At 65.8% G+C, this 17,080-nt stretch carries 18 protein-coding genes; 6 read left to right on the top strand and 12 right to left on the bottom strand.

Features of this window, described 5'->3' with window-relative positions; all coding sequences use genetic code 11:
* Positions 1 to 50: 50 nt before the first annotated feature.
* The 9 genes from ACHAC9_RS03010 to ACHAC9_RS02970 form a co-directional block, all read right to left on the bottom strand.
* Positions 51 to 983 carry an ACP S-malonyltransferase gene (locus tag ACHAC9_RS03010; protein WP_435756984.1) on the bottom strand — a complete coding sequence of 311 codons (933 nt, stop codon included), beginning with the start codon at positions 981 to 983 and terminating at the stop codon, positions 51 to 53.
* The gene (mdcB, locus tag ACHAC9_RS03005; RefSeq protein ID WP_435756982.1) at positions 980 to 1,951 is read right to left on the bottom strand and encodes a triphosphoribosyl-dephospho-CoA synthase MdcB; all 972 of its coding nucleotides are present in this window, start codon (positions 1,949 to 1,951) and stop codon (positions 980 to 982) included. The genes ACHAC9_RS03010 and mdcB overlap by 4 nt, the downstream gene beginning before the upstream one ends.
* Positions 1,939 to 2,613 carry a malonate decarboxylase holo-[acyl-carrier-protein] synthase gene (mdcG, locus tag ACHAC9_RS03000; protein WP_435756980.1) on the bottom strand — a complete coding sequence of 225 codons (675 nt, stop codon included), beginning with the start codon at positions 2,611 to 2,613 and terminating at the stop codon, positions 1,939 to 1,941. Before mdcG ends, mdcB begins: the two co-directional genes overlap by 13 nt.
* Entirely contained in the window at positions 2,597 to 3,313 is a 717-nt protein-coding gene (mdcE, locus tag ACHAC9_RS02995) for a biotin-independent malonate decarboxylase subunit gamma (protein WP_435756978.1), read from the bottom strand. The genes mdcG and mdcE overlap by 17 nt, the downstream gene beginning before the upstream one ends.
* A complete protein-coding gene (locus tag ACHAC9_RS02990) occupies positions 3,313 to 4,206 on the bottom strand; it encodes a biotin-independent malonate decarboxylase subunit beta (protein WP_435756976.1) in 894 nt (297 codons plus the stop codon). Before ACHAC9_RS02990 ends, mdcE begins: the two co-directional genes overlap by 1 nt.
* Positions 4,203 to 4,517 carry a malonate decarboxylase acyl carrier protein gene (gene mdcC / locus ACHAC9_RS02985; RefSeq protein ID WP_435756974.1) on the bottom strand — a complete coding sequence of 105 codons (315 nt, stop codon included), beginning with the start codon at positions 4,515 to 4,517 and terminating at the stop codon, positions 4,203 to 4,205. Before mdcC ends, ACHAC9_RS02990 begins: the two co-directional genes overlap by 4 nt.
* 20 nt (positions 4,518 to 4,537) lie before the next feature.
* Positions 4,538 to 6,217, bottom strand: a complete 1,680-nt coding sequence (mdcA, locus tag ACHAC9_RS02980) for a malonate decarboxylase subunit alpha (RefSeq protein WP_435757239.1) — start codon at positions 6,215 to 6,217, stop codon at positions 4,538 to 4,540.
* 19 nt (positions 6,218 to 6,236) lie between these two features.
* The gene (locus tag ACHAC9_RS02975) at positions 6,237 to 7,664 is read right to left on the bottom strand and encodes an SLC13 family permease (RefSeq protein WP_435756972.1); all 1,428 of its coding nucleotides are present in this window, start codon (positions 7,662 to 7,664) and stop codon (positions 6,237 to 6,239) included.
* A 142-nt stretch (positions 7,665 to 7,806) separates the two neighbouring features.
* Positions 7,807 to 8,745 carry a LysR family transcriptional regulator gene (locus tag ACHAC9_RS02970; protein ID WP_435756970.1) on the bottom strand — a complete coding sequence of 313 codons (939 nt, stop codon included), beginning with the start codon at positions 8,743 to 8,745 and terminating at the stop codon, positions 7,807 to 7,809.
* A gap of 191 nt (positions 8,746 to 8,936) precedes the next feature.
* Here ACHAC9_RS02970 and ACHAC9_RS02965 point away from each other — a divergent pair, with 191 nt between their 5' ends.
* Both ACHAC9_RS02965 and ACHAC9_RS02960 read left to right on the top strand, forming a co-directional pair.
* On the top strand, positions 8,937 to 9,857 hold the full coding sequence (locus tag ACHAC9_RS02965; protein WP_435756968.1) for an SPFH domain-containing protein: 921 nt from the start codon (positions 8,937 to 8,939) through the stop codon (positions 9,855 to 9,857).
* An 8-nt stretch (positions 9,858 to 9,865) separates the two neighbouring features.
* Positions 9,866 to 10,267: a hypothetical protein gene (locus ACHAC9_RS02960; RefSeq protein WP_435756966.1), complete on the top strand. Its 402-nt coding sequence runs from the start codon at positions 9,866 to 9,868 to the stop codon at positions 10,265 to 10,267.
* A gap of 5 nt (positions 10,268 to 10,272) precedes the next feature.
* On the opposite strand, the gene ACHAC9_RS02955 is transcribed toward ACHAC9_RS02960, so the two are convergent.
* Positions 10,273 to 12,468: a TonB-dependent receptor gene (locus ACHAC9_RS02955; protein ID WP_435756964.1), complete on the bottom strand. Its 2,196-nt coding sequence runs from the start codon at positions 12,466 to 12,468 to the stop codon at positions 10,273 to 10,275.
* A gap of 109 nt (positions 12,469 to 12,577) precedes the next feature.
* On the opposite strand from ACHAC9_RS02955, the gene ACHAC9_RS02950 reads away from it, so the two are divergent.
* The 3 genes from ACHAC9_RS02950 to lepB all read left to right on the top strand — a co-directional run bounded on the left by ACHAC9_RS02950 (position 12,578) and on the right by lepB (position 14,690).
* The gene (locus ACHAC9_RS02950) at positions 12,578 to 13,747 is read left to right on the top strand and encodes a PepSY-associated TM helix domain-containing protein (protein ID WP_435756962.1); all 1,170 of its coding nucleotides are present in this window, start codon (positions 12,578 to 12,580) and stop codon (positions 13,745 to 13,747) included.
* Positions 13,744 to 13,920, top strand: a complete 177-nt coding sequence (locus ACHAC9_RS02945) for a hypothetical protein (protein ID WP_435756960.1) — start codon at positions 13,744 to 13,746, stop codon at positions 13,918 to 13,920. Before ACHAC9_RS02950 ends, ACHAC9_RS02945 begins: the two co-directional genes overlap by 4 nt.
* A 98-nt stretch (positions 13,921 to 14,018) precedes the next feature.
* Positions 14,019 to 14,690: a signal peptidase I gene (gene lepB, locus ACHAC9_RS02940; protein WP_435756958.1), complete on the top strand. Its 672-nt coding sequence runs from the start codon at positions 14,019 to 14,021 to the stop codon at positions 14,688 to 14,690.
* A 30-nt stretch (positions 14,691 to 14,720) separates the two neighbouring features.
* Here the strand turns inward: lepB and ACHAC9_RS02935 are convergent, their stop codons facing one another.
* Positions 14,721 to 15,143, bottom strand: coding sequence for a hypothetical protein (locus ACHAC9_RS02935; protein ID WP_435756956.1), 423 nt, complete (start codon positions 15,141 to 15,143; stop codon positions 14,721 to 14,723).
* A gap of 44 nt (positions 15,144 to 15,187) precedes the next feature.
* Complete coding sequence (locus tag ACHAC9_RS02930) at positions 15,188 to 15,601, bottom strand: hypothetical protein (protein WP_435756954.1); 414 nt, start codon at positions 15,599 to 15,601, stop codon at positions 15,188 to 15,190.
* Positions 15,602 to 15,853: 252 nt separating this feature from the next.
* On the opposite strand from ACHAC9_RS02930, the gene ACHAC9_RS02925 reads away from it, so the two are divergent.
* On the top strand, positions 15,854 to 17,020 hold the full coding sequence (locus tag ACHAC9_RS02925) for a multidrug effflux MFS transporter (RefSeq protein ID WP_435756952.1): 1,167 nt from the start codon (positions 15,854 to 15,856) through the stop codon (positions 17,018 to 17,020).
* Positions 17,021 to 17,080 lie beyond the last annotated feature (60 nt).

Genomic DNA, 17,080 nt, shown 5'->3' with positions numbered 1-17,080 from the left:
GGTTTTTCCAATTCTCATTGGCAATATCAGGTATGGGATGGGTGAATAGCTTATTCGACATGCCGCGCCAGCCAGGCCGCCACGCCGCCCAACGAGCGGAAGTCGGCGACCGAGCGCGTGGCAATCTGAGGGTGGCGGGCCTGCAGCATGCGCGACAGGCCGACGCCTGGACCGAGCTCGAGCGCCACAGTGATGCCGGCTTCCACCAGCGCATCCATGCAGTCGCGCCACAGGATCGGTTCGGCGACCTGGCGCGACAGGTGCTCGATCGCCTTGCCGCGCCCGCTGATGGGTTCGCCCGAGATTCCGGACAACACCGGAACACGTGGATCGGTCACGAGCCGCCCGCGTAGTTCAGCCGCGAGCGGCGCGACGGCGCCGCCCATGAAGGGCGTGTGCGAGGCGACTTCGACGGGCAGCAACCCGGCGCGTGCCCCTAGCGCGGCGAGCGCGCGCGTCAGGCCGTCGGCACCGTCGGCGCTGCCACCCACGATCACACTGTCTTCGCCGGTCACGATCGCGATATGGAAATCGTGCCCGCGCAGCAGCGCTTCTACGGCGGCGACGGCAAGGCCGGACACGGAGAGCAATGCCTGGCGCGGTGTCGTGCGCAGGCAGGCATCCATCAGGTCGGCACGCATGCGCGCCAGCGCTACGGCCTCGGCGGGCAGCAGCGCGCCCGCGACCGCGTAGGCGGCGACTTCGCCGATGCTGTAGCCGGCAACGAGTGCCGGCGCGGGCAGGGCGGTTTCAAGCGCCTTCCAGTTCGCCAGCGTGGCCGCTACGACCAACGGCTGGGCGTAGCGGTTCGAAAACAGCAGCGCATCGTCTGCCAGCACGTCGTCAAGCGGCGCGTCGAACCCGGCGCGCGCGATCATTGTATCGAGCAGCGCGCCGGCTCCGGGATCGGTGCGCGCCATGTCGAACATGGCGCGCCCTTGAGCGCCCTGGCCGGGGCAGAGCAGGGCAAGGCGGCCCGTCATCGCCAGGCGGTGCCGCCGGTGGCCGCGTCGACCAGGCAAGCGCAAGCGAGCAAGTCCGCGGCGCCTCCCGGAGAGAGCCGCTCGGCCACGAACACGGTGTGGCAGCGCTGCGCACGTGCTTCCCAGTCCGGCGCCGCCGTGCCGCCCGCGGCCAGGAAGTCGAGCGCGTGCTGCCGTACCGTCGCTGCGCCCGCGCTGCCGCCGCGGTGGTAGACATTGGTGTCGCTGATGTGCGCCATCAGCGCAAAGAGCGCGTCGATGCGCGCGCGGCGCATGCCGCGTCCCGCCCCAAGGGCCTGGCGCAATACGGGAAGCGCGATGTCGAACACCGCGGGCATGCCGAGCGCCGCTTCCTGGCGCGCGCCGCCCACCGCGTAGCGCGCCGCGACCTGGGTTCCGTGCGAATCGGCCGTCGTCAGGCGCGCATGGGCGCCAAGAGCGGGACCCCAGCGCGACACCAGCACGGCGCGCAGGGTGGCCGCGCAGGCGCCTGCGCCCATGGCATGGCAGGCGCCGAGCGAGGCGCACAGCAGCCCCAGGCCAAAAATCGCGCCGCGGTGGGTATTCACGCCGCCTGTGGCGCGCAGCATCTGCCCTTCGGCCTCCACCCCGAGCGCGGCCAGTTGCGAGAAGGGCGCGCCCTGCAAGCCGGCCAGAGTGATCCGCGCAAAATAGTGGCGCAGGGCGAACAGGCTGCGCATGAAGGTGTCCGCCGTCATGTCCTGGTGGCTGCCGTTGTCGACGGGGGATACCAGGCCCGGCTTCGGGTACAGCGTCAATTCCGCATACAGGCTGCGCACGGCGAGCCTGGCGATGCGCGCGCAAAACCGGCGGTCGTGCCCGCGCGGCAGTGGGGGATGGGTTTGCTTGCCCTTGGCGGGAGCGGTTCCGGGGAGGGTGCCCCGCCAGACGTGGCGCGTATGGGGCGCGAGCTGCGCGTCGGGCGCGCTGTCGATCAGCTCGTGCATGGCGCGTCCTCGCTGGAGGCTGCAAGCAAGGCGTCGATTGTCACGAGCGAGACGCCGTGCAGCGATTTTGCCAGCACGCGCGCCTGGCCGTGGGGGCAGGCCGCCAGCTCCTTCCATGCCACGGCGTACCCACCGGCGAAGGCGAGCTCGCCGTCCAGCGGCAGTGCCTGCGTGTGGCGCGCCAGCAGTGCCAGCGCGCGCTGGTACTCGGCCGGCGTGGCCGGATGCAGCAGCAGGTCGATGTCGGAAGTGGCGCTGACGTAAGGCTGTCCCGTCAGTGCCTGGAAGGCCAGTGAGCCATAGACGCGTAGTGCCAGGCCCGCGCGGCCCGCCTCGTCGTCGAGCGATGCCAGTGCCGTGCGCCAGGGGCCTGGGGCCGTCGGAATGGCGTGGCCCAGCCTCATCGGGGCGTGCGTGCGCACGATATCGGCGGCATCGGCGTGGACGCCGATGCGCGGCTTGCTGCCATCAGGGCGCGGCGGCAGCGCGATGCCGAGCGCCACCTGGCCAGCTTCGAGACTGGCTGGCCTGCGCGTGACGACCGCCGGCCAGCCCGCGGCGCCCCAGCAGGCAATGGCCGCGCGCGAAGCGGGCGGCGCCGCTGCACAGGCGCGTTCCCAGCCGCGCGCCGACAGCCAGACCAGCTCATGTCGGGAGAACATGTGCCCCCGAACTGACCGCCTGCGCGACCGGCTGCGCCAGTTTGCGTCCGCCGCGCTCGAATCCGAGCGCGCGCCGGCGGTCGACCGGGTCGGCGTCGCGAATCGCCGCCACCAGTCTGGCGGCGAAATCGTCTTCCCAGATCGCCTGCAGGCCACCCATGCGCAGGTAGTTGCCGGCACCGGGGGCGAAGACCGGATCGACCTTGGCCAGTTCGGTCAACCTTTCTTCCGGCACCTTGGTGATGCGCGCCATCGCGGGCAGGCCCATCACGCGGATGGTCGCGTCGGGCAGGGCGAAGCAGGCATCCGCCATCAGGCCGCTCGTAATAAAACCGCCGGACAAGGCCTGGTCGTACACCAGGCCGATGACCTTGTGGCCCTGGCGGCGCGCGAAGTCGATGCATTTGCCGAGATGGGCCATGTAGCTGTTAATGCCCAGCATTTCGTCGCGGTGGCGCAGGCGCTGGCCCTGGGTGTCGACCAGGATCAGGATGGTCCGTCCGGGATGTTCGCGGACGGTGGCGAGCACGGCGGTTGCCTGGGCAAGTGCGATTTCGATGCCGATCGGCGCATGGCCGGTCGTGCCGAGGACCGCAACCGTTTCGCCTTCGACGGTCCCGGTGCCAAGGAGCAATTGCTCGTGCTCGTGAACGGTGTGCCCTTGCGGGAAAAGCCGGGAGGCCAATGATTGCCAGTCCATCAATTGGCTCCTTTGCGGTAGGGCTGCGCGAGGTCGGTAAATTCACCGGCGTCGAGCATGGGAATCATGGCGGCGTCGGGGATGCCCAGCGCTTCCCAGATCCGCAGGGGCTCGGCTGCAGCGCCAAAGTCGCGCAGGCGGGTGGACAGCATCAGGTGTTCGGCCTGCAGGTCGGCCAGCGTGAGCGCGGCGTGCCCCTGTGCGGCGGCGATCGCGTCCAGCGCCGCAAGGCGGAAGGCGTCGACCCTGTCGGCGACGAGCACCTGGCAGTCGCCCAGCAGGTAGCGGTGCTTGCCGCCGGTGGTGCGCCAGACCAGCGCACGGTCGCGCGAATCGAATTCCTCGACGCCATGCGCGGTCTCGATCACTTCCGGTCCCGACATCGCGAGCCGGCCTTCTTCCGACATGACGATGGCATTCGCGCAACGCGCGGCGATACCCATGCCGCCAAAGCAGCCGTTCGAGCCGCCGATCAGGACCACCACCGGAATGCCGGCCGCGCGCACGCCGAGGATCGCGCGCATGACTTCCGATACCGCGATCAGGCCGGCATTGGCTTCATGCAGCCGCACCCCGCCCGATTCGAGCAGCAGCAGCACCGCGTGCGCGTTTTCAAGCACCGCGCGCTCGAGCATGCCGACCAGCTTGGCGCCGTGCACCTCGCCGACCGCGCCGCCCATGAAGCCGCCTTCCTGGGCCGCGCCGAACACCGACTTGCCACCCAGCTGCGCGCGGCCGACGATCACGCCGTCGTCGAAGGACACCGGCGCGTCGAGCTGGGCCAGGTGCGGGCTGACGACCCGCGCCGCCGGCGGCAGGAATTCTTCAAAACTGCCCGGATCGAACAGGCGCGCAATGCGTTCGCGGGCGTTGCATTCGAGGTAGCTGCTCATGGCAGGCCCCCGGTCATGGTCTCGGCCGCCTGGTCCAGGCGCAGGCTGACCACGGCCGGGGTTGCGCCCATGTCGTTGATGCAGATGCGCGTGTCCTGTAACTGCCAGCGCTCGTGGAAGTCGGTCATGACTGCCTGCCAGGTGGCACCGAAACCATTGGCGGCGGTGCGGATCTCGATCTCGCAGGCGCCGTTCAATGGCAGCGGTTCGATCAGCACTTCGAGGTTGCCGGAACTGACGACGCCAACCAGTTGGGGCGTCGCAGACAAGGGGCGGCGTCCGTTTTCAAACCGAAAATTGAGGGTTTCCATAGTGGGTTCTCACTGCGTCCTTACCAGTTGCGAAAGCGTTTCGGCGGGTCGTACAGGCCGCCCGACGCCCGCACGAGGTCCTTCATGTTCTTGGCCGCCAGCAGGTCGCGCGTGGCGCGGCGCTTGTCGATGCCGAGGTCTTCGGGCCGCTGGACGATGCCGCGGTCGCGCAGGTTTTCCACCATGCGCTTGTCGCGCCCCATGCCGACCGGCGTGTACCCGGCCACGGCGCGGATCGCCTGTTCGCGTTCCTCGTCAGTGCGGCACAGCAGCAGGTTGGCGATGCCTTCCTCGGTCAGAATGTGAGTCACGTCGTCGCCGTAGATCATTACCGGCGGAATCGCCATGCCGGTCTGTTCGCCCAGTTGCCAGGCATCGAGTGTCTCGACAAAGGCGGGCGCCATGTGTTCGCGGAAGGTTTCCACCATCTGCACCACCAGCTTCTGGCCGCGCGGAATCGTGGCGCGGCCTTCGCGTGCCTGGCGGCCCGCTTTCAGCCAGGCGGGACTCGCATGACGCCGGCCGCGTGCGTCGCTGCCCATGTTCGGTGCGCCGCCGAAGCCGGAGATGCGTCCCAGCGTTGCGGTCGAGGAATTGCCTTGCAAATCGATCTGCAGCGTCGAGCCGATGAACATGTCGCAGGCGTAATGGCCGGCGGCCTGGCAGAAGGCGCGGTTGCTCCGCATCGAGCCGTCGGGGCCGACAAAAAACACGTCGGGACGGGCGCGGATGTAGTTCTCCATGCCCAGCTCCGAGCCGAACGAGTGCACCGATTCGACGAAGCCGGCCTCGATCGCGGGAATCAGGGCCGGATGGGGATTCAAGGCCCAATGGGTGGCGATCCTGCCCTTCAGGCCGAGTTCGAGCCCGTAGGTCGGCAGCAGCAGTTCGATCGCCGCGGTGTCGAAGCCGATGCCGTGGTTCAGGCGCTGGACTTCGTATTCGGCATAGATGCCCTTGATTGCCATCATCGCCATCAAGACCTGGATTTCCGATATCTGCGCCGGGTCGCGCGTGAACAATGGCTCGATGTAATAGGGTTGCGGCGACTGCACCACGAAGCCGACCCAGTCGGCCGGGATGTCGACCCGTGGCAGGGTATCGACGATCTGGTTGACCTGGGCGATCACGATGCCGCCCTTGAAGGCGGTGGCTTCGGCGATCGCCGGGGTGTCCTCGGTGTTCGGCCCGGTGTACAGGTTGCCGTGGCGGTCCGCGGCTTCGGCCGCCACCAGCGCGATGCGCGGCGTCAGGTCGACGAAATAGCGGCCGAACAGCTCGAGGTAGGTGTGGATCGCGCCAATATTGAGCTTGCCGGCACCGGCCAGGCGTGCCAGGCGCGCCGCCTGCGGGCCGGAGAACGAAAAGTCGAGGCGCGACCCGATGCCGTTCTCGAACACATCGAGGTGTTCAGGCAGGGACAGCACCGACAGCAGCAGGTGCAGGTCGTGGACGCGTGCCGGGTCGAGTCTGGCCAGCGACTTGGCGAGAAAATCGGCCTGTTTCTGGTTGTTTCCTTCGAGGCAGACCCGGTCGCCCGGTTCGATCACCTGATGCAGCAGTTCGGCGATGTGCTCGTGCCCCAGGATCTTGCCCGCCAGCCGGTTTCCCAGCGCCTCCTGTGCCCGTGCGAGGCGCGCGGCGCGGTTTTCCCCCTGGCGGTTCCAGTTGCGCGCGGCGCCGGGACGACCCATTGTCATGTTCTCCATGATCGTTACTTTACAGGACGATGAACAGGAACCAGACCACGACTGGCGCCACCAGGGTGACGATGCCGCCGTAGATCATCAGCTGGCGCAGGAACTTGTCGCGGTCCACGCCCTGGACATTGGCCAGCACCAGCGCGCCGTTGGTCGAGAACGGGCTGACGTCGACGATGGTCGAGGAAACCGCCATGGCCGCGATGAAGCCGATCGGGTCGACCCCGGTGCCCGATTGCAGGAAGGGAACGGCAAGCGGGATCAAGGAGCCGAGCACGGCAGTCGAGGAGGCGAAGGCCGATACCACAGCGCCGACAAAGCACAGCAGCAGGGCGGCGACGAGAGGCGAGGTGAGTGTGGCAACGCTGTCGCCGACAAACGTGATCGTGCCCATTTTTTGCATCACGCCGACATAGGTGCTGACCCCGACGATGAGCATGATTTCCGGCCACGAGACCTGGGTGATGGCGCGTTTCTGCACGTTCGGCGCGAGGATCGACAGGATCAGGCCGATTGTGATGGCGACAAAGCCGATGTCGAGCTTGTAGACCAGGGTCAGCACGGCGAGCGCGATCAGGCCGGTGACGGTGACGATCTGCTGCATGGTGGCGCCCGCATGGTCGGCGCCCGGCTGGAGCGCCGCAGCGGCGCTTGCGCCGGCTGTGCCTGTTGCCGGGCTGGCATTGAGCGCATCGGGCGAGCGCTTCATGGTCAGGCGCTCCTCGGTCATTGCCTCGCCTTCGGCCTCGTCGAAAATTTGCGGGCCCGACGCCGGCATTGCCACCTGCGTATTGAACGGTGTGGTTTCGACGCCGCTCGGCGACGGCCCGCCCTGGCGCTGGCGCATCAGGGCCAGGCCGCCGAACATGATGAACAGCAGCAGGGCGACGGCGAAGTTGACGCCCAGGCTGACAAAAGCGGTGGTGAGCTCCGACAACGGCAGGCCCGCCTTTTGCACGATCTTGTTGGTGATGCCGCCGTAGATGCTGATCGGCGAGAAGCCGCCACCCTGGGCGCCGTGGACCACCATCAGGCCCATCATCAGCGGGTTGATGCCGTACTTGGCGGCAAAGCCGAGTGCGATCGGCGCGATGATGGCGACAGCCGCCGGGCTGACGGCGCCGACCGCCGTCAGCAGCGCGGTAATGAAGAACATGACCCAGGGAATGGCCGCAACCTGCCCGCGCACTGCCTTCAAGGCCAGGCGCACCAGCCAGTCGATGGTGCCGTTGTTTTGCGCCTGCGCGAACAGGTAGGTGATGCCGACCAGGGTAAGGAAGAGCTCGGCAGGGAACCCGCCCATGATCGCCTTCGTTTCCATGCCGGCGACCAGGGTGCCGACGAGGAAGGCGCCGACAAAGGCGATCACGCCCATGTTGATGGGCAGGACGGTGGCGAGCACGAACATCGCAACCAGGACGTAAATCGACATCATGTGAGAGGACATGCGTTTCGCCTTGAACGGGGGGACTCGGTGACGCGTCATGCGCGCCGGTTTTGTGGTCCTGACAATACAAGGCTAAGGTAGCGCCGAATCTCTCCGCGAACAATTAGCGCGGGCGGCTGAACGTTTACGCTGGGCGGAAACGTCAGGCGGCGAGGCCGGCGCCGGCGACGATTTTGCTGTGGCGCAGCATGCGGCAGGACGCCGCCAGGGCCAGCAGGTTCGGATCGCGCTCGCGCACCCGCAGGAAACTGACTCCGATGGTTTGCTGCATGCGGTACTCGGGTTTCAGGGGAATCAGCTGGAGTTTGCCGCCGAAGACGTCCCGCACGCGTCCCGGCAAAAGCGTGTAGCCCAGGCCCGCGCTGACCAGGTTCATCAGCGAGAAGATGTCGCTCACCCGCATGACTACCGCAGGCGCGAAGCCCGCGACCCGAAACGCCTCGACGAAGCCGTGGTAGGTGGCGAAGCCTTCGGACAGGCTGACGTATTTTTCTCCGGCGCAGGCGCGCAGATCGATCGCCGTCTCGTTGGCGTAGGGCGAGCCGCTGGGCGCGGCGAAATAGATCTCGTCATCGAAAAGCGCGATCGATTCGATCTCGGGGTCAAGCTCGGGCACGGCCATCAGGGCGGCGTCGATCAGGTTGTGCCTGAGCTTGTGGAGCAGGTCGGCGTTCGAGCCGAGCACCAGTTCGGTCTGCAGTTCGGGCCGGCGCAGCTTGATGTCGAAGAGGATGTCGGGCGCCGTGCTGTTGGTGAGCGAATACAGCGAGCCGATCTTCAGGTGGCTCGCTGCGTAGCCGGCCACCTTGCGCGTGGCGGCGATGCCGTCGCCCATTGACTTGATGACCTCGCGGCTAACCTCGGCCAACACGCGCGCTGCGTCAAGCGGGATCAGGTTGCGGCCCTTGTGGCCGAACAGCTGGCAGGCCAGGCCTTCTTCCAGCGAATGCAGGGCGCGGTGCACGCTGACGACGCTGATGCCGAGCAGTTCCGCCGCGCTGTTCAGGCTACCGCCTTCCATGAAAGCGATCAGCACCTCGAGCTTGCGGAACGTGATCTCTTCGCTCATCTGGCTGCGCATTGTGAACCTCGGGAAGGTGAATGATGGGTGAATCCTGGCGATTATGCGTAGCGGCTAACGGTGCACGATTGATCTGCATCGGCTGTGCCGGGCATGCGGGAAAAAAACGCCATGGTGAATGGATTGACTCTACGCCAAAACGCGCTAGACTCGCGATATTAATTGTTCAAAATAAAAATTATTAAAAGCCCATGGAATTTTCGTTCGAAATCGTTGCGCTGGTTATCTTCATCATTGCGATGGTGTTCGTCTTCAAGACGATCAATGTCGTACCGCAGCAGCACGCCTGGGTCGTCGAGCGTCTCGGCAAATACCATGCGACACTCGCGCCCGGACTGAACATCGTGATTCCCTTTATCGACCGCATCGCCTATAAACACGTCCTGAAGGAAATCCCGCTCGACGTGCCGCCGCAGGTCTGCATCACCAGGGATAATACCCAGCTGCAGGTCGACGGCATCCTGTATTACCAGGTGACCGACGCCATGCGCGCGTCCTACGGCGCCTCGAACTATGTCCAGGCCATCACCCAGCTGGCGCAAACCACGCTGCGTTCGGTGATCGGCAAGATGGAACTGGACAAGACATTCGAAGAGCGCGACCACATCAACACCACGATCGTGAATGCAATCGACGAGTCGGCCGCGAACTGGGGGGTAAAAGTACTGCGCTACGAGATCAAGGACCTGACGCCGCCGGCCGAGATCCTGCACTCGATGCAGCGCCAGATCACCGCCGAGCGCGAAAAGCGCGCGCTGATCGCCGCCTCCGAAGGCCGGCGCCAGGAACAGATCAACATCGCCAGCGGTGAACGGGAAGCCTCGATCGCGCGCTCCGAGGGCGAGCGCCAGGCCTCGATCAACCGCGCGCAGGGCGAGGCCAGCGCGATCGTCGCCCTGGCTGAAGCAAGCGCCACGGCGCTGCGCCAGGTGGGCGCGGCCATTCGCGAGCCGGGCGGCGAGGATGCGATGAATTTACGGGTGGCCGAGCATTATGTGGATGCCTTCAGCAAGCTGGCGAAGACCAACAATTCGATCATCGTGCCGGCGAATTTGGGCGAGATGAGCGGGCTCATTGCCAGCGCGCTGCAGATCGTCAAGACGCAGAAATAGGGCGGGGAGTGGTCGAGGGAAGCGGGCAGCGCGAAGCAGAGGAGAAACAGCGCGCGCGCAACGTCCTTTGGACGCTGCTGGTCGTGATTTTCGTGGCGGGCCTGAGCGAAGAGCGCACACCCGGGCCCTGGCTGCTGTTCGTGTCCACGGTGCTGTTCGCCGTCCTGCAGAATTTCCTGCCGTTTTACTGGTACCGGCTCGACAGCGACCTGCGCGCCTACCGGCGTTCACGCTGGATGAACGCGGGCATCGTCTTCCTGGCGCCGGTTGCCATTCCTGTCTATCTGTTGCGCAGCCGCGAGCGCGGCCGGCGTCTGCGCGCCTTGTTGTGCTGCCTTGGGTATGCGTTTCTGCTGATGTTGGCGGCGGGCCTGGGAATGTTCGCAGGAACAATCACGCAGGCCGCTTGAGTCCATCAGAAGTCGATCGACCCCGACACCGTCACCGTGCGCGGTCCACCCGCCACCAGGTAGCCGAAGTTCGGATACCCGCCGCTTGATGCCCAGTAGTTCTTGTCGGCGACGTTGTCGATGCGCGCACGCAGGGTGAAGTCGCGCTCCATCAGACGCGTCATCCAGGTCGCGCCGATGTCGAGGCGGTTCCATGAGGGCAGCTTTTGCAGGTTGGTCGCGTCGGCAAACTGCGTGCCGGTGTGGACGGCACGCGCATTCAGGGACAGGCCCGACACGGCCGGCACATCCCAGTCGGCGCCAAGGTTGAACTGGATTTCCGGCACGCCGATCGCTTCGCGGCCATCGGTGAGACCATCGACCTTGCGGCGCTGCTGGCTGTCGAGCAGGGTGGCGCCGCCCAGCAGGCGCAGGCCGCGCGCCGGCATGCCGAATACCGACAGTTCGAGCCCGCGGTTGCGCTGCTCGCCGAACAAACCGAAAGTATTGTTCGCCACATAGGCCAGCGGCTGCGCGGTGGTGAACAGGGCGGCGCTGGCGCCGAACTTGCCGGCATCGACCTTCACGCCGATTTCCTTCTGGCGCGAGGTGTAGGGAGCGAATACGGCGCCCTGGTTCGTCAGCGGCGGACCGAAGCCGCCGTTGCTGGCGACCGTGCCCTTTTGCAGCGCTTCGATATAGTTCGCGTACAGCGACAGACCCGGCACCGGCTTGTAAACCAGACCGGCGACTGGCGTGTTGGCGCTCGCGTCGTAGTCGGGCAGCACGGAACCGCTGCCATAGTTGTAGCCCGCGTCGCGAATGCGCTGGTGGCGCAGGCCGAGCGTGAGCAGCACCTTGTCGTCGGCAAAGGACATCGTATCGGCGACGGCCGCGCTGGTCAGGATGCTGCGCTGGGTCCGCACCGGATTGGCCAGGTTGCCACCGGTGAAGAAGGCATTTGATGGCGCAGCGCTAGCGACCGGACGATAGATGTTGGTCGCAAAACCCGCGAAGTCGCTCAACGCATAGGAATTCAAGGACTCGATGTAAAAACCCGACACCGTGGCCGACAGGCCATGCTTGACGGTGCCGGTGCGCAACTGGCCGCGCGCGCCGAGTTCGCCGGTACGCACGCGGTCGACGCGCACGTTGTCGAAACGCGTCATGGTTGCGCTGCCGTCAAGGCCGGTGACGGTGGCGGACGACAGGATGTTCGATTCGTTGCCCTTGCGTGCGCCGAGCGCTGCCCAGGCCACCGCGCCATGCGGCAGGTCGACCTCTGCGCGCAGGGTGCCGAAGACGTCGCGCTCTTTCGACACGGTCCAGGGCTGGGCCCAGTTGCTGTCGGCGTCGGGCGCTTCGATGATCGGCAGGCCGGCGGCGATCGTCACGCTCGGACGGGCAATTCGCAGCGCGTGGTTCTGGTAGCCCGCATCGGCTGAAACGCGGTAGCCGCGCCCCCGGTAATCCGCACCGATCGAGAACACACTCAGCTCGCGCTCTTCGCCCTCGATCGCGGTCTCGCCCTCGCGCCGCACGGCATTGATGCGCAAACCGGCGCGGTTCTCGGGGCCGAAACGGCGCGCAAGGTCAGCGGCGCCGTAGGCCTGGCCCCCGGTTTCAACGCCCAGCGTGACCTGGTTCAAGGGCTTGTTCGGTGCGCGCTTGGGCAGCAGGTTGATCATGCCGCCGACCCCGCCGCCGCCCGGCGCCGCGCCGTTCACGAAGCTGTTCGCGCCGCGGAAGACTTCGACGCGTTCGAGCAACTCCGAAGCGACGAATTGGCGCGGCAGCAGGCCGTACAGGCCGTTATAGGCCAGGTCGTCGGAATTGACCGCGAAGCCGCGGATCACGTACAGCTCCTGGTAATTGCCGAACCCGCGCGCAACGCGCACCGACGGATCGTTCTGCACCACGTCGGCAACGCTCTTGGCCTGCTGGTCCTGGATCAGCGCGTGGGTGAAGTTGGTGGTGTTGAAGGGCGTGTCCATCATGTCGACATTGCCCAAGAGGCCAATGCGGCCGCCGCGCGCGACCTGGCCCCCGGCGTAATCGCTCGGCAAGCCCTGGGCCGAGGCGTCGGCCGATGCCGTCACGACCACGGTCTGCATCGGCTGGCCGGTGGTGTCTGGCGCAGTGGTCTGGGCCGCGGCATGGCCGGCGGCCAGCAGGAAGGCACCGAAGGCGAGGGGAGTGAGCGTGAAGCGGGGCTGGTTCATGGTGGACAATGGCTGTTAGATGAGAATAAGTATCATTATTATGCGCGCAAAGCTTGCGACTGTAAATGAGAACCATTATTATCTGGACTCATCATCGAATCCGAATCCCATGTCATCGCACTCCCTACGCCGTTGGTCTTGGATCCACAAATGGAGCAGCCTGGTCTGCACCGTCTTCATGCTCCTGCTGTGCCTGACGGGCCTGCCGCTGATCTATCACCACGAAATCGGCCACCTGCTGGGCAACGATGTCGAGGCGCCCGCGCTCGCGCCGGGCGCCGGACGCGCGAATCTCGACGACGTGATTGCCGCCGGCCGCGCCCTGTATCCGAACAAGATCATGATGTACATGTCGCAGGAGGCAGACGAACCGGCGATCTGGAACGTCACCCTGGGCGATTCACCGACCGACGAACACTACAAGCCGATCGCGGTCGATGCGCGCACCGCGAAAGTGATTACGGAGCCGGCGTTCGAGGGCGGCGCCTTCATGTCGACCATGTTCCGCCTGCACGTCGACCTGTTCGCAGGGCTGCCGGGTAAACTTTTCCTCGGCTTCATGGGCCTGCTGCTGATCGTGGCGATCATCAGCGGGGTGGTGCTGTACGCGCCCTTCATGCGCAAGCTCGAATTCGGCACCGTGCGCCATGGCCGCACCGCACGCCTGAAATGGCTGGATCTGCACAATGTACTGGGCATCGTCACGCTGGTCTGGGCGCTGGTGGTCGGCGCGACCGGCATGGTCAATACCTGGGCCGACGTGCTGCTCAAGTACTGGCAGGCGACCGAGATCGCCGACATGCTCGAGCCGTATAAAGGTGCGGCGGCGCCGGTCAGGCTGGCCTCGATGGAGGCGGCCGTCAACACCGCGCAAGCCGCGGCCCCCGGCATGCAGGTCGCCTTCGTCGCCTTCCCGGGCACGCCCTTCGCGAGTCCCCATCACTTCGGCGTCTACATGCGCGGGGACGAGGCCTTCTCTTCGCGCCTGTACAAGCCGGTGTTGATCGACGCCCAGACCGGCGCGATCACCGACCAGCGCGACCTGCCCTGGTACCTGACGGCCTTGCTCATCTCGCAGCCGCTGCACTTCGGCGACTACGGCGGCGCCTGGATGCAGTTCCTGTGGGCGCTGCTCGATGTGGCGACCATCATCGTGCTCGGCAGCGGCTTGTACTTGTGGGTGCAACGCGGCCGCGCGGTGAAGCGACACGCGCTGGCTGTCGCGCAAGGGGAGAATCTGGTGCCGCCGGCCCTGGTGCGTTCGGGAACGGGTCAATGAAGCGCCGCTTCACGCACCTGTGGGCAATGCCGGTCCTGCTCGGCGTGCTGACCACGATCGGCCTCATCAGCGCACTGCTGGGCGACGGGATCTGGGACATCGTGTCCGCTTTCACGCTCGGCGCGCCGGTTGCGATCGGCGCCTGGCATACCCTGCGCGGCTGCTTCCATTAAGTCTTGCTGAAGCCTTCCTTACCTTGCCGAAGTCTTAAGCATCGCCAAAGTATTGCCCCGTATAAAGTGGACACCAACCATCACATCGGGAGACTGCAATGAAGGGCTTCATCCGCGCCAACAAGGGTTTTATATTGTTCATGTTGCTGTTCGGCGTGTTCCGAACGGCGGTCGCGGACTGGAACCCGATTCCCTCGGCTTCGATGCGGCCCAACCTCCTCGAAGGCGATGTCGTCTTCGTCAACCGCCTCGCATTCAACGTCAAGGTGCCGCTGACCGACCACGTCATCACGCACACGGGCGAACCGCAGCGCGGCGACGTCGTCACCTTCAGTTCCCCCGTCGATGGGACGCGCCTGATCAAGCGTTTGGTCGCAGTGCCGGGCAACGTGGTCGAGCTGCGCAACGAGCTGTTGATCATCAATGGTCAGCAGGCACGGTACGACGAAGTCCAGCAGGTGATGGAGCCGGCGGGCCAGGGCCAGGTTGCGGCGCTGCGCCTTTCCGAACATGTCGACGGGCATGCGCGCCGCGTCCAGTTCATCCCGCAAGCGCAGTCGCCCGCCCGCAATTTCGGACCGGTGACGGTGCCGCCCGGCCAGTACATGATGCTCGGGGATAACCGCGACAACAGCGCCGATTCGCGCTACATCGGCTTCGTGCCGCGCGCGCTCCTGATCGGCCGCGCCGAGCGGGTGCTGGTGTCGGCGGATATGCTCGGTCACTACGCGCCGCGCTTCGATCGCTTCGGCATGTCGCTGCGCGACTAGCACCAAGCGATCGAGACGCGTCAGTGACGCTCAGCGCTGTGCCATCTTCGAAGAGATAACGATCACCTGGGCCAGGCGCGGATCGGGTACATAACTCATCACCATGTCGTCGCCCCAGGGACCGCGGTTAAATTCCATGGTCACATTGCCGTCACTGGACGCGAATTTATATGGCGCTACCGCAAGCAGCCGCATTGGCTTTTGCTTGTCGATGGTCGCGTTGATGTGGCGCGACCCGGTGTCCACTTTCAGGCGCCAGCCGTTCGACATTGCATAGGCTCCGGTAACCACCTCGGCCTCGTCGTCCTGGATCAGGACCGGCTTCGCCGGGGCCGTCACCTGCACGGTCGACATCGCTTCCGTGCCGGTTCTTGGATAGGGTAGATCCTGGGCACCTGCGCCGGCAGTGAGCGCAAGCAGGGATGCTGGAATCAGGATGGATAAAAGACGCATGATCGTTCCTTCACAAGGCATTGAAAAGTCTGCACCGGCGGCGCTCAGCGCTGCGCCATCTTCGACGAAATGACGACGACCTGTGCCAGGCGCGGGTCCGGTACATAGCGCATCGACATCTCGTCGCCCGCCTCGCCGCGATTGAATTCCATGGTCACGTTGCCGTCGCTGGATACAAATTTATCCGGCGCGACATGGAGAAGCCGCAACGGCGGCTGGCCGTCGATGGTGGCGTCGATGAAACGCGCCGAGGGCCGCACCTTGAGTTGCCAGCCATTCGACATCGCGTAGTAGCCCGCGATCTGCCGGGCATGGTCGTCCCGGAGCCAGACCGACCGCTGCGCCGTCACCTGTACGGTCGAGAGCGGTTCAGCCTGCGGATAGGGCAGGGCCTGGGCGAGCGCGCCGGAAGCAAGCACGAAGAGGGATGCGGGAAGCAGGGAAGACAGGGGTCGCATGATCGTTCCTTCACGAAGCACTGGTCAGTTTTCGGGACAGGCGCCGCGCGGGTCAGCGGGGTGTCGCGAAGTCGGCTTGCCGCAATGCGGGTAAAACGCTTACCCATTGCGGATAACTCAGTGTAGGACAGCGCTGACCAAGCACAAGGGATGTTTGCGGAAGGGCGAGCTCAGGCATGGGCCGTGGAAACTCGGTACAATCGCCGCCTCGCGCGCCGCCTGTTACGGCGCGCCATGTTTTGAAAGCTCCTGATGTACAGAACCCTCACCGTCGTCCTGGCCTGCCTCGGCATGGCCGGCGCCCTTGCAATCGATACCTACCTGCCCTCGATGCCCGCCATCGGACGCGAATTCGGCGTCGGCCCGGTGGCCGTGCAGCAAACCCTGTCGGTCTTCCTGTTTACCTTCGCCTTCATGATGCTGTTCTACGGCACGCTGTCCGATTCCTTCGGCCGGCGCCGCGTGATCCTTGTCTCGCTGGTGCTGTACACGATCGGCTCGGTCGGCGCGGCCTTTGCCCCGACCTTTGGCTGGTTGCTGGCCTTCCGTGCGCTGCAGGGGCTGTCGGCGGGCGCCGGTTCGGTGGTCGGCCAGGCCATCGTGCAGGACCGGCTCAAGGGCGCCGAAGCGCAAAAGATGATGTCGAACATGATGATGGTGTTCGGCCTGGCGCCGGCCATCGCACCGATCCTGGGCGGCTGGCTGCATGTGCACTTCGGCTGGCGCTCGACCTTCCTGTTCCTGGCGCTGTTCGGCGCACTGCTGATCGTGCTGACGCTGCGCCTGCTGCCGGAAAGCCTGCCGCCCGAAAAGCGCCACGCCTTTCATTTCGGCAGCATCGCGCGCAACTACCTGAAGGTGCTGGGGCACCCGCAATTCCTGCTCCTGTCACTGGCGGTCGGCTTCGCCTTCGGCGGCCTGTCGCTGTACATCGGCTCGGCGGCGAACTTCGTGATGGTGATCCTCGGCCTGGCGGAGACGGCCTTCGCCTGGATGTTCATCCCGCTGATCGGCGGCATGGTGCTCGGGTCGGCCTGGGGCGGCAAGCGCGCGGCGGGCATGGCGCCTGGCCGCATGAAGTGGATCGGCTTCGGCACGATGGCGCTTGCTGCCGTGCTCAACATCGGCTACAACGCGTTCTTCCCGGCGGCGATTCCATGGGCGGTACTGCCGCTGGCGATGTATACCTTCGGCCTCGCGGTGGCGATGCCGGCAATCCAGATGAGCGCGCTGGGGCTGTTTCCGGACAACCGAGGGCTGGCCTCGTCGATGCTCGGGTTTATCCAGATGATGTCGTTTGCGCTGGTGTCGGGGCTGGTGGCGCCGATGCTGTTCGATAGCGCGTTCAAGCTGGCGTGCGGGGTCGGCGTGGGGCTGCTGCTGAGCTTTGCGGCGTGGCGGGCGAGCAAGCTGGCGTAGGGGGGGAGTCCCGACTCCACGCGCTTGACGTGCATGTGCATGCCGCGCCGATGTTCACAC

The sequence above is a fragment of the Massilia sp. CMS3.1 genome, from assembly GCF_051262535.1.
Taxonomy (GTDB): Bacteria; Pseudomonadota; Gammaproteobacteria; order Burkholderiales; family Burkholderiaceae_D; genus Telluria.
The sequence above is the reverse complement of the archived record's forward strand: the minus strand, read 5'-3'. Positions and strand labels throughout refer to the sequence as shown.